The organism is Pseudomonas sp. NPDC087614, assembly GCF_044743485.1.
Lineage (GTDB): Bacteria > Pseudomonadota > Gammaproteobacteria > Pseudomonadales > Pseudomonadaceae > Aquipseudomonas > Aquipseudomonas baetica_A.
Map to the genome: position 1 here is coordinate 12,300 of NZ_JBIUWN010000062.1, position 21,666 is coordinate 33,965.

Genomic DNA, 21,666 nt, shown 5'->3' on the forward strand with positions numbered 1-21,666 from the left:
GGCCAGTATACACAGCCACTATGGTGGGCCAAACCCCGTCCGGCGGTGACGCCGTCGGAACTTCGCTTTAAACTCCTACTCCCTTTTCCATCTCCCCCTTCTTTATTAGCCACGAGTGGATTCCATGACTACCACGCCTAAACCTTTGGTTCTGATGATTCTCGACGGCTTCGGTCACAGTGACAGCCACGAATCCAATGCCGTTTATGCGGCGAAAAAGCCTGTACTCGATCACCTGTGGGCCACCGTGCCAAACGGTTTGATCTCGGGCAGCGGCATGGACGTCGGCCTGCCGGACGGCCAGATGGGCAACTCCGAAGTCGGCCACATGAACCTCGGCGCCGGTCGCGTGGTGTATCAGGACTTCACCCGAGTGACCAAATCGATCCGCGACGGCGAGTTCTTCGAGAACCCGACCCTCTGCGCCGCTGTGGATAAAGCCGTGACCGCCGGCAAAGCCGTGCATTTCATGGGCCTGCTGTCCGATGGCGGCGTACACAGCCATCAGGATCACCTGATCGCCATGGCCGAACTGGCCTTCAAGCGCGGCGCCGAAAAAATCTACCTGCACGCCTTCCTCGACGGCCGCGACACCCCGCCAAAAAGCGCCGCTTCGTCGATCGAACTGCTCGATGCGACGTTCAAAGCGCTCGGCAAGGGACGCATCGCCAGCATCGTCGGCCGCTACTTCGCCATGGACCGTGACAACCGCTGGGATCGTGTATCCCAGGCCTACAACCTGATCGTCGACGGCCACAGCGAATTCAACGCCGCGACCGCTCAACAAGGCCTGGAAGCGGCTTATGCGCGCGGCGAGAGCGACGAATTCGTCAAAGCCACCACCATTGGCGAGCCGGTGAAGGTCGAAGACGGCGACGCGATGGTATTCATGAACTTCCGTGCCGACCGCGCCCGCGAGCTGACCCGCGTGTTCGTGGAAGACGATTTCAAGGAATTCGAACGCGCCCGCCAACCCGAACTGGCCGGTTTCGTGATGCTGACCCAGTATGCCGCGAGCATCCCGGCACCGTCGGCTTTTGCTCCCGGCAGCCTGGAAAACGTGCTGGGCGACTACCTGGCGAAAAACGGTAAAACCCAACTGCGCATCGCTGAAACCGAAAAATACGCGCACGTGACCTTCTTCTTCTCCGGCGGTCGCGAAGAACCGTTTCCCGGCGAAGAGCGCATCCTGATTCCGTCGCCGAAAGTCGCCACATATGACCTGCAGCCGGAAATGAGTGCGCCGCAAGTCACCGATCGCATCGTCGACGCCATCGAAAACCAGCGTTACGACGTGATCGTGGTCAACTACGCCAACGGCGACATGGTCGGCCACAGCGGCGTGTTCGACGCGGCGGTGAAGGCAGTTGAATGCCTGGACACCTGCGTCGGGCGCATCGTCGAAGCGCTGGAAAAGGTCGGCGGCGAAGCATTGATCACTGCCGACCACGGCAACTGCGAAAAAATGTCCGACGAAGAAACCCACCAGGCACACACCGCGCACACCACCGAGCCGGTGCCGTTCATTTATGTCGGCAAGCGCGACCTCAAGGTCCGTGAAGGCGGCGTGCTGGCGGACGTAGCGCCGACCATGCTGAAACTGCTGGGCCTGGAAAAACCGGCTGAAATGACCGGTACTTCGATTCTGGTCTGACCCTCAACAACAAAACACCGCAAACCCCTGTGGGAGCGGGCCTGCTCGCGAATGCGCAGTGTCAGTCAACATCAACGTTGCCGACACACCGTATTCGCGGGCAAGCCCGCTCCCACATTGGTTTTGCGCTATTTTCAATAGCGAATCGGCTCCAGTTATCACACAGCCCCAATTGGGCGTTTTTTTTGCAGCGTCGGGCGGGCATACTAGGCCGTCCCTTACCCTGGTACCGCCCGCCCCTATGCTTCGCGTCCTGATCGCCCTTGCTCTGACATGCCTGCTCCAAACGGCCTTCGCTGACGAGCGCGCGCAAACCCAACAGCAACTGGACGCCACGCGCCAGGACATTGCCGAGCTGAAAAAGCTGCTGGGCAAGCTCCAGGAAGAAAAATCCGGCGTGCAGAAAGAGCTCAAGGGCACCGAAACCGAGATGGGCAAGCTGCAGAAGCAGGTCGATGCCCTGCAAAAGGAACTGCGCAAGAGCGAATCCGAGCTGCAGCGGCTCGATGAGGAGAAAAAAAAACTCCAGAGCGCGCGCACTGAACAGCAGCGACTGATCGCGATCCAGGCCCGAGCTGCCTACCAGAACGGTCGCCAGGAATACCTCAAACTGCTGCTCAACCAGCAGAATCCCGAGAAATTCGCCCGTACCCTCACCTATTACGATTATCTGAGCCAGGCCCGCCTGGAGCAGTTGAAGAACTTCAACGAAACTCTGCGCCAACTGGCCAGTGTCGAAAAAGACATCGCCATGCAACAAGCGCAGTTGCTGGTACAGAAAAGCAGCCTCGACACCCAGCGCGAAGCGCTGGAAAAAGTCCGCAAGGAGCGCCAGCAAGTCCTCGCCAAACTCAACGACGACGTGAAAGCACGCGATCAGAAACTCGCCGCTCGCGAGCAAGATCAGGCAGACCTGTCTAAAGTCCTTAAAACCATTGAAGAAACCTTGGCCCGCCAGGCCCGTGAGGCAGAAGAGGCGCGACAAAAAGCGCTGATCGCCCAGCAGGAAGCGGAAAAAAAGCGTTTGCGTGAGGCGCAAGCTGAAAACAGCGATGCCCCACGCAAACCCGCCAGATCAACCTCCGGCCCTTTGGTGTCCAGCCGCGGCGAGACCTTCGGTGGCCCTTTTGCTGCAACCCGGGGAAAACTTCCTTGGCCGGTTGATGGTCGACTACTGGCGCGCTTCGGTGAAAGCCGTGGCGATGATGCCCGCACCAAATGGGACGGCGTGATGATCAGCGCCTCCGCCGGCAGCCAGGTGCATGCCGTACATGGCGGGCGCGTGGTGTTCGCCGACTGGTTACGCGGTGCCGGGCTGCTGGTGATCCTCGATCATGGCAACGGGTATCTGAGTCTTTACGGTCACAACCAGACGCTGCTCAAGTCGGCCGGCGACGTGGTAAAAGCCGGTGAGTCCATCTCCACTGTGGGTAACAGTGGCGGCCAGGACACACCCGCACTGTATTTCGCAATTCGTCAGCAGGGTCACCCGAGTGATCCGGCGCAATGGTGCCGCGCGCAAGGATAGGCGTTGAGTCACCAACTTTAGGAGTTCGTTCGACATGCTGCATTTGTCCCGTCTTACCTCGCTGGCCCTGACGATCGCCCTGGTGATCGGCGCGCCTCTGGCGTTCGCCGCTCAGCCGGCCCCGGTCGTCGCTCCGGCAGGCACTGCCGCGACCTCCAAGGCACCGCTGCCGCTGGAAGAGTTGCGCACCTTTGCCGAGGTCATGGACCGGATCAAAGCTGCTTATGTCGAGCCGGTGGACGACAAGACGCTGCTGGAAAACGCCATCAAGGGCATGCTCAGCAATCTTGATCCGCACTCCGCCTATCTGGGTCCTGAAGACTTTACGGAATTGCAGGAAAGCACCAGCGGCGAGTTCGGCGGTCTGGGTATCGAAGTCGGTTCCGAAGACGGTTTCATCAAAGTCGTCTCGCCTATCGACGACACACCCGCCTCGAAGGCCGGTATCAAGGCCGGTGACTTCATCGTCAAGATCAACGGCCAGCCGACTCGCGGCCAGACCATGACCGAAGCCGTGGACAAGATGCGCGGCAAGATCGGCCAGAAAATCACCCTGACCCTGGTGCGCGACGGCGGGACACCGTTCGATGTGACCCTGGCGCGCGCGGTGATTCAAGTGAAGAGCGTCAAGGCGCAGTTGCTGGAATCGGGCTACGGCTACATTCGCATCACCCAATTCCAGGTCAAGACCGGCGAAGAGGTTTCCAAGGCCCTGATCAAGATGCGCAAGGACAATGGCAAGAAGCTCAGCGGCATCGTTCTTGACCTGCGTAACAACCCCGGTGGCGTGCTGCAGGCGGCGGTGGAAGTGGTCGACCACTTCATCACCAAAGGCCTGATCGTCTACACCAAAGGCCGGATCGCCAACTCCGAACTGCGCTTCTCCGCCACTGGCAGGGACGAAAGCGAAGCGGTGCCGATGGTCGTTTTGATCAACGGTGGCAGCGCCTCGGCCTCGGAAATCGTCGCCGGCGCCCTGCAGGATCAGAAACGCGCCGTGATCATGGGCACCACCAGTTTCGGCAAAGGCTCGGTACAGACCGTGCTGCCGCTGAACAACGATCGCGCGCTGAAGATCACCACCGCCCTGTACTACACGCCGAACGGCCGCTCGATCCAGGCTCAGGGCATCGTCCCGGACATCGAAGTGCGCAAGGCGAAGATCACCAATGAGGCGGATGGCGATTACTTCAAGGAAGCCGATCTGCAAGGCCACTTGAGCAACGGTAATGGCGGCGCCGACAAACCGACCAAATCCGGCACCAAGGCCAAGGCCATGCCGCAGGATGACGATTACCAGTTGGCCCAGGCCCTGAGCCTGCTCAAAGGCCTGAGCATTACGTCCGGCCGTTGAGGATGTCTTTGCGTTTCGTCTTCGTCCTGTTGTGCTGTCTGGCGGGTGCTGTGCAAGCAGAACCCGCCAGCTCCACGCCTCACAAAGCCTACCTGACACTGATCATCGACGATCTGGGGCAAAACCTGCCTCGGGATCGCCGTGTGCTTGCGCTACCCGGCCCGGTGACCACGGCGATCATGCCCGACACGCCGCATGCCACCGAGTTTGCCCGCGAAGCCCATCGCGCCGGCAAGATCGTTATCCTGCACATGCCCATGGATCCGGCGACCGGCCCCTACGCCTGGCTTCCGGAACTGCCTATCGAAGCGCTTGAGAAGCGCCTGAACGCCGCCTTCAAAAAGGTCCCTTACGCGGTCGGCATCAATAACCACATGGGTAGCCGCATGACGTCCCAACCGGCGGCGATGGCGTGGTTGATGGGCGAGTTGCAGCGCCGGCACAAATTCTTCGTCGACAGTCGCACCAGCGCGCAGACAGTGGCCGCACAACAAGCACAGAAGATTGATCTGGCGAGTGTTTCGCGGGATGTATTCCTCGATGACGAACGCACTGAAGCGGCGATCTTCACGCAGTTGCAGACTGCGATCACCCTGGCCCGCAAGCAGGGCTCGGCCGTCATGATCGGCCACCCTTATCCACAGACCCTCGCTGTGCTGGAGCGCGAGCTGCCCAAACTCGCAGCTCAGGGCATCGAGTGGATCGACATCAAGCAGATGATCAGTGTGCGCAGTAACCGCGCCATGATCGGCCATGGCAAAGACGGCATTTATCGGTAACACCCTGATACGTTGCTCAATACATAGTTACCGCCAGACACTTGACCCAATTCCCGATAGTGAGACCTGCAACAGGTCGCGACTCCGCTGAGTCGCCTTTCTACTTTCAGGATTGACTATGACGACCCACGAACCAATCCCCTCGCCCGCAGGGCAGGTTGACTCCATAAAGATCGATAACCTTCTGATCAACTTCACGACGGAGTTTCTCCGTGTCTGGGATACCGCCGGTTTGCGTACAAAACCGGCCGCGTTCTGGCACCCCACTCCGGCACCCGATCTACTGCCAGGCTATTTCCCCTTGGGCGATGTCGCCGCTGCCGGCCATGGCAACATCAACGGAAAAAGAGTGGTGGTTGTGGCTCGCGAAGCTGACACACCCAGCGCTGACCCCACCAAAGGCAAGGCACTGCGCCGCCCCGACGATTTCGAGTTGATCTGGAAAGATGCAGGTTCAAGATCGAAGAAAGACCTCTCGATTTGGCGACCGATCCCCCCCGAAGGCTACGTGGCGCTGGGTTCGGTCTGTTCAAACGATCACGAAAAACCTTCGTTCAACGCTGTTCGTTGTGTCCGCGCCGACCTGGTGATCGCGTCAGCGACCAGCGAACTGGCATGGAACGACAAGGGGAGCGGTGCACGACAAAGCATCAGCGCCTGGCATGCCGTTCCGCCAACCGCCGCAACAGGTGAAATCCACCTGGCCCCCGGCACCTTTGTGGGATTTTCCGGTTACTCAAAACCCGAGAATTTCCTCGTCTACTCGCTACGCATGCAGATCCCGATCAAGGTCAATCCGAAGCCTGTGGCGCCGCTGCTTTGCGGGGAAGTACCGACCCTGCCGGAGGCACCGGATCAGCCTACATACATCGCCGAACTTCCGTGGTTCACGATAAAAGACCCATTGCTGTCGCCACTCGAGCAGCTAAGCAGATCGCCTTTGTATCTTCTGGAGCGCACGGATCAGTATTTGCTCGTCGGCCATGCCCACAACGCCGAAAACGAGAGCAAAACGTTCAGGTGGGTAGCGCCTCGTGCGCAGCGAGCGGGAAGCCTGCGGTCATTCACCTACAACACCTCTGTCGAATTTGGTGCTCAATGGCAAACCAACTTGCCCAACCCGTTCATGTTTTCGGCAAGGCTGAACCATGATTTCACCCAGTGCGAAATACACTCGAACGAATGGCTCAACGCAGCCGCCATTGACGTTGTAGCGGTTGTGGACAAACAAAAGTCCGTGGCGATTTACCTGATTCAGAGCGATTACAGGCTGCGGCGTACCGACGGTACACCTGTGACCAGTGGTTTCAGTTACACCGATGGCAACAGCTTGCACATCAGCCAGTACGTACCTGAAATGCCTGAAGCCATTGTCGTTCCCGAGCAGGAACCAGAAGCGCAAATGCCCCTGGACACTCAGGCAGCAGACGACGAACCCGCCACCCCGCTACCCGAGTCAGAATTGCCGACGGCTACAGATACCGCGCCATGATGTCGTCCACCACGCCTTCTTTGCGCAGTTGGTCCAGTGCGGCCTGAAGCCTGGCAACGACTTCGTCCGAGACATCTTTGTTCAATGCCAGATACAACTGCGCACTGTTGAAGCGCAGCACGGTCTTGAGTCCGCTCACACCATCCTGCCGCGCCAGATAACGCCCGGCAGGATCACCCGTTGCCCACAGGTCGATCTGGCCGCTGACCAGTTTCTTGGCGTTGTCCTGATCGCGCAGTACGACCACCGGCTTCAAGCCTTGTTTGGTCAGCGTCTCGGCAATCGCATCGCCCTTATAGGCGCCGATCTTGTACTTGCGTGCGTCATTGAGCGTTTCGAGGGTGATCTTGCTGTCAGCCTTGGCCAACAGGATCCAGTCGTCAGGGCCGATCGGGCCGACCCATTTGAAGAGCCTCTCGCGATCCGGCAGTCGCGCCATCACGAAGGCACCGTAACCGGGATTTTCCAGCGCCAGCTTGTACACTCGCTCCCAAGGGAAGCGCAGGGTCAGGCTGTAAGTAATGCCGGCACGCTGGAACATCTCGCGCACGATATCGGTAGCGATACCGTTGATGTTCTCGCCCTGGGCGAAGTTCTTGCCGTTCTTCGCCATGTTGTACGGCGGGAAGTTTTCGGTGAGAAGCACCAGATCGGTATCAGGACTGGTTTCGGCCCGGGCCGGGCTGAGCAACAACACAGAGGCACTGGCGAGAACAAGAAGCAGGCGTTTGATCATGTCGGGCTACCGGAATCCATGGCGTGCCCAAGAGTGCCTTGGGTACGCCATGGTGTCCACTGGCCTGTACCGATTTTGGCGCTTAGCGCATCACGATGGCGCGATGAGCCATATACGCCTTGGCTTCCTGCACGGTGTATTCGCCGAAGTGGAAAATACTCGCCGCCAGCACCGCGCTGGCGTGGCCTTCAATAATGCCGTCGGCCAGATGCTGCAGGTTGCCGACGCCGCCGGAAGCGATCACCGGAATACCCAGTGCATCGCTGATGGCACGGGTCACGCCGAGGTCAAAGCCGTTTTTCATGCCGTCCTGATCCATGCTGGTCAGCAGGATCTCGCCGGCACCCAGGCCTTCCATTTTCTTCGCCCACTCGACCGCGTCGAGACCGGTCGGCTTGCGACCGCCGTGGGTGAAGATCTCCCAGCGCGGGGTTTCACCCGGGCCAGAAACCTTCTTGGCGTCAATGGCGACGACGATGCACTGCGAGCCGAAATGCTGCGCGGCTTCGCCGACGAACTCCGGGTTGAACACCGCCGCGGTGTTGATCGACACCTTGTCGGCACCGGCGTTGAGCAGGTTGCGGATGTCCTGCACGGTACGCACGCCACCGCCGACGGTCAGCGGGATGAACACCTGGCTGGCCATGCGTTCGACGGTATGCAGCGTGGTGTCGCGACCATCGACGCTGGCGGTGATGTCGAGAAAGGTAATCTCGTCGGCACCCTGCTCGTCATAGCGACGGGCAATTTCCACCGGGTCACCGGCATCGCGGATGTTTTCGAACTTCACACCTTTGACGACCCGGCCGTTGTCCACGTCCAGGCAAGGGATGATGCGTTTGGCCAGCGCCATGGTCAGTCCTCAGCCTTGGTACGAATCGCAGAAAGCTTGCGCTTGGGCGACGTCGAGGGTGCCTTCGTAGATCGCCCGGCCAGTGATGGCGCCGATGATGCCTGGCGCCTTGGCGTCGAGCAGCGACTTGATGTCACCCAGATTGTGAATGCCGCCGGACGCGATCACCGGGATCTTGGTAGCGGCAGCCAGCGCAGCGGTAAACGGTACGTTGCAGCCCTGCATCATGCCGTCTTTGGCGATGTCGGTATAAACGATCGAGGACACGCCGTCGGCTTCAAACTGCTTGGCCAGATCGATGACCTGGACGGTGCTGATTTCAGCCCAGCCATCGGTGGCAACAAAACCGTCTTTGGCATCGAGGCCAACGATGATCTTGCCCGGGAACGCGCGGCAGGCTTGAGCGACGAACGCCGGATCTTTAACGGCTTTGGTGCCGATGATCACGTAGCTCACGCCCGCCTTGACGTAGTGCTCGATGGTTTCCAGCGAACGGATGCCGCCACCGATCTGGATCGGCAGGTTCGGGTAGCGCTTGGCGATGGCGGTGACCACTTCGCCATTGACTGGCTGGCCTTCGAACGCGCCATTGAGATCGACCAGATGCAGACGACGGCAACCGCCCTCCACCCACTTGGCAGCCATGCTCACCGGGTCATCGGAGAACACTGTGGAATCTTCCATGCGGCCCTGGCGCAGACGTACGCAGGCACCGTCTTTAAGATCGATAGCGGGAATAATCAGCATCAGGCAAAACTTCAAAATTGAATTTTCAGCTTGGCTCGGAAATCAGTTTTTCTCGAGCGCCCACAGGTCGCTTTCGATGCTTTCAAACCGCTCTTTGAGGTGGGTCTGCACATCGAAAATCGCCCTGTTGTAATAATGCGGAGCGATTTCGCGGGTAAACAGCTCAAGAATCTCCGCCGCTTCGAATGACCCGAGGTCAAGTTCGAAACGATCCTCCATGAACCGCTTGATCTTGTGACTGGCCTCGCTCTCCTGCTCGGGAGTGAGGGTCAGGATCGGCGGCCTGGATTTCTTGGCGGCCATTTACCAGCGACCATCCCACGCGGCGAAGTTCTGCAGCAATTGCAGGCCATGGGTATGGCTCTTCTCCGGGTGGAACTGCACAGCGAAACGCGAGCCATCGGCCAGCGCCGCAGCGAAATCAACGCCGTAATGACCGCCACCGACCACCTGCCGCGCATTGGCGGCGGCGATGTAGTAGCTGTGCACGAAGTAGAAACGCGCCATGTCCGGAATGTCATGCCACAGCGGGTGGCTGACCTTCTGCTTCACTTCGTTCCAGCCCATGTGCGGGACTTTCAGGTGTTCGCCGTCTTCGTGCAGGTCTTTGCCGAAGAACTTCACCGCCCCCGGAAACAGGCCGATGCAGTCGACGCCGTCGTTCTCTTCGCTGGTGTCGAGCAAGGCTTGCATGCCGACACAGATACCGAGGAACGGACGATCCTGACTGACTTCACGCACCAGCGAGTCGAACCCCAGACGACGGATCTCCGCCATGCAATCGCGAATCGCGCCGACGCCGGGGAACACCACGCGGTCGGCTTCGCGGATCACATCCGCATCGCTGGTGATCAGCACTTTGCCGGCACCGACGTGCTCAAGGGCCTTGGCCACCGAGTGCAGGTTACCCATGCCGTAATCGATCACTGCAACCGTCTGCATTACAGAACGCCTTTGGTCGATGGCATCTGCCCGGCCATGCGCTCATCCAGCTCGACGGCCATGCGCAGCGCGCGGCCGAAAGCCTTGAACACGGTTTCGATCTGGTGGTGAGTGTTGGTGCCACGCAGGTTGTCGATGTGCACACTGACCAATGCGTGATTGACGAAACCCTGGAAGAACTCCTGAAACAGGTCAACGTCGAAGCCGCCGACGGTGGCGCGGGTGTATGGCACATGCATCTGCAAGCCTGGACGGCCGGAGAAGTCGATCACCACACGCGACAGCGCTTCATCGAGCGGCACGTAGGCATGGCCGTAACGACGGATGCCTTTTTTGTCGCCGATGGCTTTGGCGAAGGCCTGGCCGAGGGTGATACCGACGTCTTCCACCGTATGGTGGTCGTCGATATGCAGATCGCCCTTGCATTCGATATCCAGGTCGATCAACCCGTGACGGGCGATCTGATCCAGCATGTGCTCAAGAAAAGGAACACCGATATCAAATCGGGCCTTTCCGGTGCCATCAAGGTAGATCGAGGCTATGATCTGGGTTTCCAGAGTGTCGCGCTCGACAGACGCCTTACGTTCGGCCATCACCAGCTCCGCAAAATCATTGGGCGAAAAAGGCAGCCATTATAGGGGCGCGGGGCCGAAACAGAAACACGAGACGCAATATGGCTGACGGATAGAACCCCTGGCTGTCGCGGGTAGACATGTCCATACAAGCCATTACAGGCACCCCAAAACAACTGTGGGAGCGGGCTTGCTCGCGAAAGCGCTGGATCAGCCGACATTGATGTCGACGGACAGAACGCCTTCGCGAGCAAACCCGCTCCCACAGAAGTAAGTGCTGGCCTGAGAGATCTCAGGCCATTGACTCAGTGAAACAGTACCGCTGTCTTCTGCAGGGTCACCCACACACCCCACGCCAACGGAATACCTACCGCCAGCCACGCAGCAATCGCCAGCGGCTTGCTGCCCGGTGCGGCCTTCCACTCCAGAACGGTGGTCCCATCAGCACCTTTGTCGTGACCCAGCGCCTGTTCGGCAGCCAGTTCGGCGTCGGTCATGAAGTACTTGTCGGCCACCGGGCGCACCATCAGGTTGCACAGGAAGCCCAAGACCAACAGGCCGGCGAGGATGTACAGGGTAATGTCGTAAGCGGCGGCGCGTTCAACGCCGATGCTCAACTGATACTCACGCAGGTAGTTCACCAGCACCGGGCCGAGTACACCGGCCGCAGCCCAGGCAGTCAGCAGACGACCGTGGATCGCACCGACCATTTGCGTGCCGAACAGGTCGGCCAGATACGCGGGGACGGTTGCGAAACCACCACCGTACATCGACAGAATGATGCAGAACGCCGCCACGAACAGCGCAACGTTGCCCAGGTGGCCGAGGTTGGGGATCAGCGCGTACAGCGCAAAACCGAGGGCGAAGAACACGAAGTAAGTGTTCTTGCGACCCAAGTAGTCCGAGAACGAAGCCCAGAAGAACCGGCCGCCGATGTTGAACAGGCTCAGCAGACCGGTGAAACCGGCAGCAATGGCGGCAATCGAAGCCAGTTGCCCGGCGTCCAGTTGACCAAACGGCACGTCAACACCCAGCAACTTGCCGCCGAACACTTCCTGCAGCAGCGGCGAAGCCATGCCGAGGATGCCGATACCGGCCGACACGTTCAGGCACAGCACCAGCCACACCAAACGGAATTGCGGGGTTTTCCACGCCACATTCACGTGTACGTGACGGTGGGTGATCATCGAGTTGGAGGCTTTTTTCGCCGGAGCGGTCCAGCCTTCAGGCTTCCAGCCGGTTGGCGGTACGCGGTAGGCCAGGGCGCCACCGATCATGAACACGAAGTAGATCGCTGCCATGACCGCAAAGCTTTGCCACACACCGACACTTTCAGGCGAGGCGAAGTGACTCATCAGTGCCGTTGCCAACGGTGCACCCACCATCGCGCCACCACCGAAACCCATGATCGCCATGCCAGTCGCCATGCCGCGCTTGTCCGGGAACCACTTGATCAGGGTCGACACTGGCGAGATATAGCCCAGACCCAGGCCGATACCACCGATCACACCGGAGCCGATCCACATCAGCCAGATCTGGTGGGTATAGATACCCAGCGCCGAAATCAGCAGACCGCCGCACCAGCACAACGCCGATACAACACCCGCCTTGCGCGGCCCGGCGTGTTCAAGCCAGCCACCCCAGATCGCTGCCGAGCAGCCGAGGAAGATGAAGAACAGGGTGTAGATCCAGCCGAGCATCGAGATCGGCCAGTCGCATTGCGAGGAAAAAACTTGTGCGATGAAGCTCATGTCCGGCGCGCAAGCCACCGGAGCGGTAATGCCCAGCGCCTTGGACAGCGGCAACCAGAACACCGAAAAGCCGTAGGCCATGCCGATGCACAGGTGGATGGCCAAGGCGGCCGGTGGCACCAGCCAGCGGTTGAAACCGGGCTTGGCGATGATGCGCTCCTTGGACAGGAACGCGGGCTGGTCGGCTTTGAAGCCGTCCGCCGTTATGCTCGTGCTCATTGTGTATCCCCCAATTATTAGAATGGTTCGCCAGCCACTGCTCACCCTCGGCCTTATGCACGCAGGCACGACCGTTTTTTAAGGTGAAGCTCCCTGAAGGCGCGACGTTAAGTCGCAGAAGGACGGACGAACGCGCGAAGGTTACCATTTGCAGATGACAGAAAAACCAAACTGATATCACCTTTTTTCAGTTGTCTGATCTCTTGCACAAAGCATTTCTTGCCGATAACGCCATGCCGGTCATCCTTCAAACCCTTGAAAACGTCCGTTATCAGGATCAGCAGGACTTGCAGAAAACCTGCCGCGATGTTCCCGAATCGCTGTTTGCGCCGTTTTCCGGGGGAGTTCATCTGATCGAAAGCGCCTTGGCTGGGGGTTCATTTATTGCCGGACGTTTCAATCACCGCTTACTCGGCACGGGACGCCTGCAAAGGCACGGCAGCGTCTGGTATCTGTTCCATTTGTGCGTGCGAAAAGTTACCCCACGCCGTGGCGTCGCTGAACGATGGGTGAACCAAGCGCAGAAAATGGCGTCGCAAGCGGAGGCCGGACTGCGCCTGCCGGCACCCGCCGGACATCTTCAAACTCAGGCCACCGCCGCCACGTTGCCTGTGCCACTGGAGGTGCTGGCAACATAGCTTCACACCGAACCGGGCAGATGCGGCGCTATACTCCCCGGCTAAATTACGAATTCGACTAACTACAAGGACTCGCCCATGAAAGCGTTCGGCAAAATCCTGGGTCTGGTACTTCTCGGGCTGTTGCTGATCATTGTGGCGGCAGGTTTTGCCCTGACCCACCTCTTTGATCCCAATGACTACAAAGACGAGATCCGCCAGATAGCCCGCGACAAGGCCCACATCGAGCTGACGCTCAATGGCGATATCGGCTGGAGCCTGTTCCCGTGGCTCGGGCTGGAATTGCACGACGCCAGCGTTGCGACCCTGATCAAGCCTGCCGAACCGTTTGCTGACCTGCAGATGCTCGGCCTGTCCGTGCGCGTGCTGCCGCTGCTGCGCCGCGAAGTGCAGATGAGCGACGTGCGCGTCGAAGGCCTCAACCTGCGCTTGAACCGCGACAAGAACGGCCACGGCAACTGGGAAGACATCGGCAAGCTGCCGACAGCCGCCGCACCGGCGGGCAGCCCGCCGCCTGCCAGCGAACCCGCTGCCGAGACAACCGCCAAAGCGGAAAAACCACCGCAGCCGATCCGGCTCGACATCGACAGCCTGACCGTCAACAACGCCCGCGTTGAGTACAACGACGAGCAGACCGGCAAGCAGTTCAGCGCCGAAAGCATCCAGTTGAGCACCGGCGCGGTGCACGATTCGACCAATATTCCGCTGAAGGCCACCGCATTTCTCAGCACCAATCAGCCAATGCTACGGGTACGCACCGAACTCAATGGTGAACTGCGCATTGAGCGCGCGCTGCAGCGCTACAAGTTCGAAGACTTGAAGCTCTCCGGTGAACTGACCGGCGATCCGCTGCAAGGCAAAGCCATGACCTTCTCCGCTCAGGGCCAGATGTTGCTCGATAAAGCAGCAAACGTCGCCGAATGGACCGGGATCAAAATCTCCGCCAATCAGTTGCGCGCCTTGGGCGAACTGAAAGCCAACAACCTCGACAAGACCCCACAGATCACTGGCGGCCTCTCGATCGCCCAGTTCGATCTGGCAAAATTCGTCGACAGCATCGGCCAGACCCTGCCAGCCATGGCTGAAGGCAGCCTGAGCAAGGTCGAACTGGTCAGCCGCGTGTCCGCTACGCCGACCAGCGTCGCGTTCGACAACATCAACCTGAAACTCGACGACAGCAGCTTCAGCGGCCGAATCGCCGTCGACGACTTTGCCAAGCAATCGCTGCGGGCGACGCTCAAGGCTGACACCTTCAACGTTGACCGCTACCTGCCGCCGAAATCGGCTCAGGCCACAAGCGCCACGCAAGTGCGTCAGGCTGAAGTCGCCAGTACCGAAGCCAATGCCGTGGCCGGCACGACGCCACTGCCGGACAAACCGAGCAAAAGCGCCTGGAGCACCGAGCGCCTGCTGCCGGTGGAACGTCTGGCCAAGCTCGACGTGGATGCCGACCTGACCTTCGGCCAACTGACGCTCGACAAACTGCCCATCCAGAACGCTTCGCTCAAGGCCAACGGCCAGGGTGGCCTGCTGACCCTGACCAATCTGAGCGGCGAACTGTACAACGGCACTTTCGAAGCCAAAGGCACACTCGACGTCCGTCCGAGCGCACCCGTGCTGAACATGCAGACCAAAATCAACCGTGTGCCGGTGGAAAAAATCCTTGAGAGCCAAGGCAAGAACCCGCCGGTCAAAGGTCTGGTAACCCTCAACAGCAACGTCACTGGCAGCGGCAACAGCCAGCAGGCACTGATTGACTCACTCAACGGCAACGCCAGTTTCGTGATCAACAACGGCGTGCTGCTCAACGCCAACCTTGAACAGCAACTGTGCAAAGGCATCGCCACCCTCAACCGCAAAACCCTCAGCGGCGAGCCAAGGGGCAAGGACACACCGTTTCAGGAACTCAAAGGCAACCTGACGTTGCGCAACGGCATCGCCAGCAACCCCGACCTGAAAGTGCGCATCCCCGGCTTGACCGTCAACGGCGACGGCGACATCGACCTGCGCGTGCTGGGCATGGATTATCGCGTTGGCATCATCGTCGAGGGCGACACCAGCGCTATGCCCGACCCGGCCTGTCAGGTGGGTGACAAATTCGTCGGTATCGAGTGGCCGCTGCGCTGCCGTGGCCCTCTGGAACTGGGCGCCAAGGCTTGTCGCATCGACAACGAACGACTCGGCCAGGTCGCGACCAAACTGGCCGGCGACAAGCTCAGCGAAAAAATCGAAGAGAAACTGGGCGACAAGGTCAGTCCGGAATTGAAAAACGCATTGAAGGGACTGTTCAAGCGATGAAAGCGGAGCAGTTTTCCACGGCGGTGCTGGATTGGTTCGACCGCCACGGCCGCCACGATCTGCCCTGGCAGCAAGACATCAACCCGTATCGGGTGTGGGTGTCGGAGATCATGCTGCAGCAGACGCAGGTCAGCACCGTGCTCAATTACTTCGACCGTTTCATGGCCGCGCTGCCGACCGTCGAAGCCCTGGCCGAAGCGCCGGAAGACGAAGTGCTGCACCTGTGGACGGGCCTGGGTTACTACACCCGCGCGCGCAATTTGCAGAAGACCGCAAAAATCGTCGTCAGCCAGTACGGTGGCGAGTTTCCGCGTGATGTCGAAAAGCTCACGGATTTGCCGGGCATCGGTCTGTCCACGGCTGGCGCCATCGCCAGCATCAGCATGGGCCTGCGCGCGCCGATCCTCGACGGCAACGTCAAACGCGTGCTGGCGCGTTTTACCGCGCAAGAGGGTTATCCGGGCGAGCCGAAGGTCGCCAAACAGCTGTGGGCCAACGCAGAGCGCTTTACGCCGCACGATCGGGTCAACGCCTACACTCAGGCGATGATGGATCTCGGTGCGACGCTATGCACGCGCAGCAAGCCGAGTTGCCTGCTGTGCCCGCTGGAACGTGGCTGCGAGGCGCACATGCTGGGTCTGGAAACTCGCTACCCGATTCCCAAGCCACGCAAAGCCATCCCGCAGAAACGCACGCTGATGCCGATGCTCGCCAATGGCGACGGTGCGATTCTGCTTTATCGCCGCCCGTCCAGCGGGCTATGGGGCGGCCTGTGGAGCCTGCCGGAACTCGACGACCTCGATGACCTGCAACATCTGGCCGATCAGCACTCGCTGGCACTGGGCGAGCAGCAGGCGTTGCCGAGCCTCGTCCACACGTTCAGCCACTTCCAGTTGTCCATCGAACCCTGGCTGGTTCAGGTGCAGGAGGCCAGCCATCACGTGGCCGAGGCCGACTGGCTCTGGTATAACCTCGCCACCCCGCCGCGCCTGGGCCTCGCCGCCCCGGTCAAAACCTTGCTCGAACGCGCGGCCGCCGTATTGAATACAGGAGAGTCGCCATGACCCGCACCGTAATGTGCCGCAAGTACAAAAAAGAATTACCCGCTCAGGAGCGCCCTCCGTTCCCGGGCGCCAAAGGTCAGGATATTTTTGACCACGTCTCGGCCAAGGCCTGGGACGACTGGCAAAAACACCAAACCCTGCTGATCAACGAAAAACGCCTGAACATGATGAACGCCGAAGACCGCAAATATCTTCAGGGCGAAATGGACAAGTACTTCTCCGGCGAGGAATACGCCAAGGCTGAAGGCTACGTTCCGCCTGCCGAGTAACCCCGCAAAATCGGGGGGCGGATCGTAAGCAACGGAATTAATTTAAGAAATTTTAAAAAAGTCGTTGACGAGAATCCGAAAAACCCTTTTAATGCGCCCCGTTGCCCAGATAGCTCAGTCGGTAGAGCAGGGGATTGAAAATCCCCGTGTCGGCGGTTCGATTCCGTCTCTGGGCACCAAATACCGAAAACCCTGAATCGCAAGATTCAGGGTTTTTTTATGCCTGCGATTTGATGAGGACTGTTATCGACCTCTGGATTCGCGATAACTTGCCCCCCTTACGGAAGAGGGTCGCCCCGTCGATGAACCAGAAACGAACCCGCATACCCCTGCCACATCCGCCGCCGTATCGCCCAAGCCGCGCAACTTACTGGCTGACAGTGTTCGTTGCCGTGATGATTGCTTTCGCCATCGGCGCATCGATCTACATGCTGATCGACAGCTGGGTCACTGGCTCCATCACCACCAACAATCGCGGCCCGCGCAGCACCTACACCCTGGCCCTGCAACCTCGGCGGTTTTGGTTCGAGTTCGTTTGGCAAAGCATCGGTACTGTATTTCTGCTGGTTATCGGGGTGTTCGGGCTGTGGGTTTATCGCAAAGTGCAGGAGCCTGTGGAAAAACCCAAAGGCAAGCGCCAACGCTAAGCACAGGTCGCATTCAAAGAGTGTTGACGTAATCGACCGGCAGCAAGACCGTGTCCAAAGCAGCGTCTACCGGCAGAGATACGACCGTAATCAGCGGGCAGACGATCATGAAGTAGCAGATGACAGCATGTGGCATGCCGTCCCCTCCTCTCACGCCAAGCAAGTGCAAGTTGCCATCGACGCCTTTGTAGTAAGGCTCTGCAGAGTCACCGTTCAATCGCCCGATCATCGTTCCACAACCGGCCAACATCAAAACCAGACTGGCTACTGAGCCAATACGCAAAATCCCTTTCAAACCAGCGCTCCCTTACGTCACAAAACATGAGGCGCGGGATTGTACCTGCGTCCATTCCATGCGAATGGATTATCGCTACGGCACGGTTGCGTGCCATCGAACGTCTGCTCGACTACTTCAGCAACGCGCCAAAAACACACTTGCGCATCGAGCCGCAGGACATCGGCGAACAACAAGTCGGACATTTCGCCTTTTTTCGCAGCGCATACCAAGCCACACTATGGCCCATCGCTCTGACCTGGCTGCATACCGGCGAACTGGCCCCCGACACACCCGGACGGCACCTGCCGCGCAGCCGAGCCCCTCCAACGCACGATGGAACACATCATGGCCTCCGCCAACAAGCAGCAAAAACGCGCCGCCCGGGCCAAGACCAAGGCCAAGCAGAACCGCACCAAACGCGCCGAGGCGCCGGTCGAACTGGATCCGAACGATGACCGCATTGATTTCGAATCAGTGGACCTGACCGAGCTGTTCAAGAAAATGATCGACGCCGAGAAGATCAGCCAGCAAGCCCTGTGCGCCGCGTTCCTCGAAGACCCGCTGCTGGAACTGGTCTACGAGCAGGAAGGCGAAGAAGGCGCGATGGACTTCATCCTCGCCGCGCTGATCGAGTATCGCCAGTGGTCGCAGGACACCGACGAAGCCGGCGCGCTGGCGTGGATTGAATCGCCGGCCTTCCAGGCCGACTATGTGGCGGCGTCCGACGCAATCGCCGCACAAACCCAACAGAAGAACTGAGTTCCCATGGCATCCCTGAACAAGCAACAAAAACGCGCCAAACGCGCCAAGGCCAAAGCCAAGCAAATCCGTATGGTTGGCCGCAAGCCGCTGGAGCAGGACGACGACCTCGGCCACCTCGCCGAGCCGATCCCGGAATACACCCTGGCGATGTTCAGCAAAATGCGCGACGCCGAAGCGGTCAGCCGTAACGAGATGCTGCTGACGCTGCTCAGAGAACTGGCGTTCATCATCGTCGACCACCCCGACCTGCTGGACATGGAGAACGCCGAAAACGAAGGCATGGCCGCCACCCATCTGGCCGCCGACATGTTGATCGACTACCGCATGTGGGCCGATGGCATGGACATCGAGACAGCCCAGGCCTGGCTGACCGAACCGCAGTTCATCACGGACTTCGGGATTGCGCTGGACACTTACGGCAAGTCGCTCGATACCGCCGAAGCCAAAGACGAGTCAGTCTGAAACGCTGAAATCTCAGGCAAAAAAAACGGGCGCAATCAGTCATGATTGCGCCCGTTTTTTTGCCTGATCGAAGCGTTGAACCTTAGGCTGCGGCAGCGCTCAGGCGCGGGATTTCAATGCCCAGCTTGGCTGCGGCGTAATCCAGTTCACCCTTGGCGATGGATTGAGCCTTGTAGCCTGCAGCGATCAAATCCTGCACGTACAGCTTGTTGTAGATGAACATGAACACGATATTGCTCAAGCCCAGAGTGAAGCTCGCCGCGAGAAACATGATCGCAGCCCACTTGATATCACCACGGAACAATGGCGGAAAAAAACCAAAGAAAAACACGGTCCACGAGAAGCCGATTGGCGCTTCTTTCATGGCACCGGTGTTAGGGTTTTTGAACACAACCGATGTAAACGCCATGCTTATCTCCTTGAAGCCCCAATGAGTTGGCTGAACGGCCGGGCTAACTCCATGCAGCTCTTTTTAACGGCAAGCACGCAAAATCGCATCTGTACGTAGCGTCAGATGAGGGAGCAGACAAGGAAGAATCGAAAGCTTTAGCCAGAAAGGCTGAGGGCGTCGAACAATCCATGTCCTGAAACTCCATCGCATCTCGCAACAGCGAGATACATATTCGTCGCGCAGGCTACTATTTAGCCACCACTGTGTCCATCAAATTGCCAAGTAAAAACGACCGCGATCATCTCTGATGGCGGTCGTCTCTGTGGGTGAGCAACGGTTGACGTGGAATCAGAACACTCAGCGAGCCACGGCTGCGCTCAACTTCTCGTGACGACGCCGACGCGCCACCAGCAGACCGGTAGCCACCACCAGCAGGCTCAGCAGGCCGGTCGCAAGGATTTCCACGCGGTGGGCTTCCTGGAACAGCATGATGGTCAAAGCCGCGACGATGAAGATGATCACCGCATAGGTCAGGCCCGGAAACAGCCACATGCTGAAGACGATTTTCTCGCCGCGAGCCATGCGCTGCTTGCGCATACGCAGTTGCGAGAACGCGATCACCAGGTACACCAGCAGTGCGATCGCGCCGGAGCTGGCCAGCAGGAACTCGAACACGGCCGCCGGCGCCACATAGTTGGCGAAGGTGCACAGGAACGCCGCACCGGTCGACAGCATCACCGCCCAGTAAGGCGTACCGCTTTTGTTGACCCGAGTCGACATGGCGGGCGCATCACCGCGTTTGCCCAGTGAGAACAACATGCGCGACGACGTGTAGAGGGCCGAGTTCAGGCAACTGGTGACAGCGACCAGCACCACGATGTCGACGATCATTTTCGCGTTCGGGATGCCCATGCGCTCAAGCACAGTCTGGTAGGAACCGAGGTTGGCCAGGGTCGGATCGTTCCATGGCACCAAAGCCACAACGATGAAGATCGATACGAGGTAGAACAGGCCGATCCGCCAGATCACCGAGTTGGTGGCCTTGGAGATTTGTTTGCCCGGGTTCTTCGATTCCGCGGCCGCGATGGTCACGATTTCGGTACCCATGAACGAGAACATGGTGGTCAGGATCGCGCCCAGCACCGCGCCCATGCCGTTAGGCAGGAAGCCACCGCTGTCGAACAGGTGCGAAACGCCACTGACCTGGCTGTTTGGCAGGTAGCCAAAGATCGCCGCGAGACCGAGGGCGATGAAGCCGATGATCGCCAGCACTTTGATCAGGGCGAACCAGAATTCGAACTCGCCGTAATTCTTCACGCTGAACAGATTGGTGACGGTCAACAGCAGCGTGATGACCAGTGCAAATGCCCAGATCCCCACACTTGGGAACCACGCGTGCAGGATGGTCGCGGCGGCGTTGGCTTCCAGAGGAATCACCAGCACCCAGAACCACCAGTACAACCAGCCGATGGTGAAACCGGCCCAGTGCCCGATGGCACGGTCGGCGTACGTCGAGAACGAGCCGGTGTCCGGCGATGCAACCGCCATTTCACCGAGCATACGCATCACCAGCACCACAAGGGTGCCGGCGGCGGCATAGGCCAAGAGCACAGCGGGGCCGGCGGCGGCGATAGCGTGGCCGGAGCCAACGAACAGACCGGCGCCGATCACACCGGCGATCGACAACATGGTCACATGACGCGGTTTGAGCCCCTGTTCGAGGCCGTTGGAGCTTGGGGTACTGCTCATTGAAACTACCTTTGCGAGGAAAGCGATTGCGTCCGGCCTGTCTGGTTTGTTCTTTCTCGTAAAAAGAATCCAACAGGGCGTTCCTTATTCTGCACGCAATATTTGCGCCAAAATGTTTCAACCTCTTTGCTGCCGCGGCTTTGCGCGCGACCGGACGGTCATCGCAAGTCATTGAGAACAATGGCAATTCGCCAGAACGTTACCCTGCGACTCACTTTCAAGACGAATCAGCGCACCAAAAACACACTTAAAAAGTGTGGGATGCACAATAAAAGGGCGAATCAGGAACGTTCGGCCGGATAGCGCTTCCAACACCCCGCCAAAGCTGGCAACATCGCGCCTTTTTTTACGCGACACCCACGGGAATCCACGTTTAAACACCCGTTCGGTTGTTGATGGGGCGACAGTCTGCTGCGCCAATGCGACAACCTGCCACACGCCATCCGTTTACCGCTCGTAGCGCTGTTGGCTGCCATTGAAAC

The 21,666-nt window shown here is 59.3% G+C and carries 22 protein-coding genes, 1 tRNA gene and 1 pseudogene; 14 read left to right on the forward strand and 10 right to left on the reverse strand.

Translation table 11 applies throughout. From position 1 onward, the window contains the following. Nucleotides 1-124 precede the first annotated feature (124 nt). The 5 genes from gpmI to ACIOWA_RS20710 all read left to right on the forward strand — a co-directional run bounded on the left by gpmI (nucleotide 125) and on the right by ACIOWA_RS20710 (nucleotide 6,807). Entirely contained in the window at nucleotides 125-1,654 is a 1,530-nt protein-coding gene (gene gpmI, locus ACIOWA_RS20690; protein WP_401161643.1) for a 2,3-bisphosphoglycerate-independent phosphoglycerate mutase, read from the forward strand. Nucleotides 1,655-1,895: 241 nt separating this feature from the next. After that, the gene (locus ACIOWA_RS20695) at nucleotides 1,896-3,182 is read left to right on the forward strand and encodes a murein hydrolase activator EnvC (RefSeq protein ID WP_339494859.1); all 1,287 of its coding nucleotides are present in this window, start codon (nucleotides 1,896-1,898) and stop codon (nucleotides 3,180-3,182) included. Nucleotides 3,183-3,216: 34 nt separating this feature from the next. Then, a complete protein-coding gene (locus ACIOWA_RS20700) occupies nucleotides 3,217-4,536 on the forward strand; it encodes a S41 family peptidase (protein WP_401161645.1) in 1,320 nt (439 codons plus the stop codon). Between the two features lie 2 nt (nucleotides 4,537-4,538). Next, a complete protein-coding gene (locus ACIOWA_RS20705) occupies nucleotides 4,539-5,315 on the forward strand; it encodes a divergent polysaccharide deacetylase family protein (RefSeq protein ID WP_401161647.1) in 777 nt (258 codons plus the stop codon). Nucleotides 5,316-5,433: 118 nt separating this feature from the next. Continuing rightward, nucleotides 5,434-6,807: a Vps62-related protein gene (locus tag ACIOWA_RS20710; protein WP_401161649.1), complete on the forward strand. Its 1,374-nt coding sequence runs from the start codon at nucleotides 5,434-5,436 to the stop codon at nucleotides 6,805-6,807. Here ACIOWA_RS20710 and ACIOWA_RS20715 read toward each other — a convergent pair. The 7 genes from ACIOWA_RS20715 to ACIOWA_RS20745 form a co-directional block, all read right to left on the reverse strand. Next, nucleotides 6,788-7,543 carry an ABC transporter substrate-binding protein gene (locus tag ACIOWA_RS20715; RefSeq protein WP_339433535.1) on the reverse strand — a complete coding sequence of 252 codons (756 nt, stop codon included), beginning with the start codon at nucleotides 7,541-7,543 and terminating at the stop codon, nucleotides 6,788-6,790. The genes ACIOWA_RS20710 and ACIOWA_RS20715 overlap by 20 nt on opposite strands. Before the next feature lie 82 nt (nucleotides 7,544-7,625). Continuing rightward, the gene (gene hisF / locus ACIOWA_RS20720; protein ID WP_095058287.1) at nucleotides 7,626-8,396 is read right to left on the reverse strand and encodes an imidazole glycerol phosphate synthase subunit HisF; all 771 of its coding nucleotides are present in this window, start codon (nucleotides 8,394-8,396) and stop codon (nucleotides 7,626-7,628) included. A gap of 9 nt (nucleotides 8,397-8,405) precedes the next feature. Continuing rightward, the gene (hisA, locus tag ACIOWA_RS20725; RefSeq protein ID WP_339433536.1) at nucleotides 8,406-9,143 is read right to left on the reverse strand and encodes a 1-(5-phosphoribosyl)-5-[(5-phosphoribosylamino)methylideneamino]imidazole-4-carboxamide isomerase; all 738 of its coding nucleotides are present in this window, start codon (nucleotides 9,141-9,143) and stop codon (nucleotides 8,406-8,408) included. Nucleotides 9,144-9,185: 42 nt separating this feature from the next. After that, nucleotides 9,186-9,446 (reverse strand): DUF2164 domain-containing protein, encoded by a 261-nt coding sequence (locus ACIOWA_RS20730; protein WP_401161652.1) that lies wholly within the window; start codon nucleotides 9,444-9,446, stop codon nucleotides 9,186-9,188. After that, a complete protein-coding gene (gene hisH / locus ACIOWA_RS20735; RefSeq protein WP_025110934.1) occupies nucleotides 9,447-10,085 on the reverse strand; it encodes an imidazole glycerol phosphate synthase subunit HisH in 639 nt (212 codons plus the stop codon). It lies immediately after the preceding gene. Further along, nucleotides 10,085-10,678, reverse strand: coding sequence for an imidazoleglycerol-phosphate dehydratase HisB (gene hisB, locus ACIOWA_RS20740; RefSeq protein WP_401161654.1), 594 nt, complete (start codon nucleotides 10,676-10,678; stop codon nucleotides 10,085-10,087). The genes hisH and hisB overlap by 1 nt, the downstream gene beginning before the upstream one ends. Before the next feature lie 284 nt (nucleotides 10,679-10,962). Continuing rightward, on the reverse strand, nucleotides 10,963-12,627 hold the full coding sequence (locus ACIOWA_RS20745) for an OFA family MFS transporter (protein WP_221733150.1): 1,665 nt from the start codon (nucleotides 12,625-12,627) through the stop codon (nucleotides 10,963-10,965). Between the two features lie 233 nt (nucleotides 12,628-12,860). Here ACIOWA_RS20745 and ACIOWA_RS20750 point away from each other — a divergent pair, with 233 nt between their 5' ends. The 6 genes from ACIOWA_RS20750 (at nucleotide 12,861) to ACIOWA_RS20775 (ending at nucleotide 17,543) form a co-directional block, all read left to right on the forward strand. Further along, complete coding sequence (locus ACIOWA_RS20750; RefSeq protein ID WP_339433539.1) at nucleotides 12,861-13,265, forward strand: acetyl-CoA sensor PanZ family protein; 405 nt, start codon at nucleotides 12,861-12,863, stop codon at nucleotides 13,263-13,265. A gap of 78 nt (nucleotides 13,266-13,343) precedes the next feature. Beyond that, on the forward strand, nucleotides 13,344-15,563 hold the full coding sequence (locus ACIOWA_RS20755; RefSeq protein ID WP_401161657.1) for an AsmA family protein: 2,220 nt from the start codon (nucleotides 13,344-13,346) through the stop codon (nucleotides 15,561-15,563). Then, nucleotides 15,560-16,627 (forward strand): A/G-specific adenine glycosylase, encoded by a 1,068-nt coding sequence (mutY, locus tag ACIOWA_RS20760; protein ID WP_401161659.1) that lies wholly within the window; start codon nucleotides 15,560-15,562, stop codon nucleotides 16,625-16,627. The genes ACIOWA_RS20755 and mutY overlap by 4 nt, the downstream gene beginning before the upstream one ends. Beyond that, a complete protein-coding gene (locus ACIOWA_RS20765; RefSeq protein ID WP_339494867.1) occupies nucleotides 16,624-16,896 on the forward strand; it encodes an oxidative damage protection protein in 273 nt (90 codons plus the stop codon). Before mutY ends, ACIOWA_RS20765 begins: the two co-directional genes overlap by 4 nt. Nucleotides 16,897-16,999: 103 nt before the next feature. After that, nucleotides 17,000-17,075: transfer RNA gene (locus tag ACIOWA_RS20770), tRNA-Phe, on the forward strand. A 123-nt stretch (nucleotides 17,076-17,198) separates the two neighbouring features. Further along, entirely contained in the window at nucleotides 17,199-17,543 is a 345-nt protein-coding gene (locus tag ACIOWA_RS20775; RefSeq protein ID WP_339433543.1) for a hypothetical protein, read from the forward strand. A 13-nt stretch (nucleotides 17,544-17,556) separates the two neighbouring features. Here ACIOWA_RS20775 and ACIOWA_RS20780 read toward each other — a convergent pair whose 3' ends face one another. After that, complete coding sequence (locus ACIOWA_RS20780) at nucleotides 17,557-17,838, reverse strand: YceK/YidQ family lipoprotein (protein WP_260456031.1); 282 nt, start codon at nucleotides 17,836-17,838, stop codon at nucleotides 17,557-17,559. Between the two features lie 92 nt (nucleotides 17,839-17,930). Between ACIOWA_RS20780 and ACIOWA_RS20785 the strand changes: the two are divergent. From ACIOWA_RS20785 to ACIOWA_RS20795, 3 genes and pseudogenes are all read left to right on the forward strand, one after another. Next, nucleotides 17,931-18,134, forward strand: a pseudogene (locus ACIOWA_RS20785) (alpha/beta hydrolase); the annotation flags it as partial. A gap of 31 nt (nucleotides 18,135-18,165) precedes the next feature. Beyond that, nucleotides 18,166-18,579: a hypothetical protein gene (locus ACIOWA_RS20790; RefSeq protein WP_339433544.1), complete on the forward strand. Its 414-nt coding sequence runs from the start codon at nucleotides 18,166-18,168 to the stop codon at nucleotides 18,577-18,579. A gap of 6 nt (nucleotides 18,580-18,585) precedes the next feature. Continuing rightward, nucleotides 18,586-19,044, forward strand: a complete 459-nt coding sequence (locus tag ACIOWA_RS20795; protein ID WP_339433545.1) for a hypothetical protein — start codon at nucleotides 18,586-18,588, stop codon at nucleotides 19,042-19,044. 82 nt (nucleotides 19,045-19,126) lie between these two features. Here the strand turns inward: ACIOWA_RS20795 and ACIOWA_RS20800 are convergent, their stop codons facing one another. Further along, a complete protein-coding gene (locus ACIOWA_RS20800; protein WP_221733165.1) occupies nucleotides 19,127-19,453 on the reverse strand; it encodes a hypothetical protein in 327 nt (108 codons plus the stop codon). 339 nt (nucleotides 19,454-19,792) lie between these two features. After that, on the reverse strand, nucleotides 19,793-21,184 hold the full coding sequence (gene gabP / locus ACIOWA_RS20805) for a GABA permease (protein ID WP_339433547.1): 1,392 nt from the start codon (nucleotides 21,182-21,184) through the stop codon (nucleotides 19,793-19,795). Between the last annotated feature and the right edge of the window lie 482 nt (nucleotides 21,185-21,666).